Raw genomic sequence first — 909 nt, forward strand, 5'->3', positions numbered from 1 at the left:
TTGACGGCGGGGACGACCGGCGAGAACAGGCTCACGATCGGCGCGCCCACCGCTGCGGCGAGGTGCGCCGCCCCGGTGTTGCCCACGACGACGACTCCGGCGCCGGCGAGCACCGCCGCGAGCTCGGCCGGCGTCGTACGACCACCGAGGTCGATCGCGGTGTCCCCGGCGACCCGGGCCGTCAGCGCACGTTCGCCCGGCGACCCCGTGACGACGACGGGCATCCCGCGGGCCGCGTACGCGGCGACCAGGTCGCGGTGCCGCTCCTCCGGCCACGCGCGCGCCGGGACGCTGGCGCCGGGGTGGACGACGACGTAGTGGTCCAGCGCGGCCACCTCGGCAGGCGGGTCGACGTCGAGACGCACGCCGAGCCTCCCGGCGTCCCCCTCGGGCGGACGGAACCCGGCCGCTGCGACGATGCGCAGCGCCCGTTCGGCCTCCGGGACGTCCTCGGGGAGGTCCTCGCCGGGGCGGAGCCGCACGTCGAGCAGGGAGCCGGGGTGGTCGACGCTGGCGCCGGAGACCCGGCCGACGCCGGCGAGGCGGAGCAGGAGCGCCACGGGGAGCGGTGACTGGTGGAACGACGTGAGCACCACCGCCTCGTCCGGGCCCTCATCGGCGACGAGCGCCCGGAACTCGGCGAGCACGGCGTCGTCCACCGGTCTGGCGGTCTCGGTCACCCACGGGGCCGCCCAGACCCGGACCCGGTCGACACCGGGCAGCAGGTCCGCCGCGGGGGCGCCCTGCGGCCCGCACAGCATCGTCACGTGGGACGCCTCGGCCGCGACGGCCCGGACAGCGGGGCCCGCGACGAGCACGTCCCCGAACGAGTCGAGCCGGACGACGAGGACCCGGGGGCCGGCCCTCACGAGCGGACCGTCCGCACGTGCTCGAGCACGAGGGCGACCG

1 protein-coding gene is annotated in these 909 nt (G+C 77.8%); it reads right to left on the reverse strand.

Annotated features, from left to right (window positions below; all coding sequences use genetic code 11):
* On the reverse strand, window positions 1-869 hold an 869-nt coding region (locus I5E_RS16935), incomplete at its 3' end, for a glycosyltransferase family 9 protein (RefSeq protein ID WP_022908029.1).
* Window positions 870-909: the final 40 nt, after the last annotated feature.

It is taken from the genome of Curtobacterium sp. B18, from assembly GCF_000333375.1.
Classification (GTDB): domain Bacteria; phylum Actinomycetota; class Actinomycetes; order Actinomycetales; family Microbacteriaceae; genus Curtobacterium.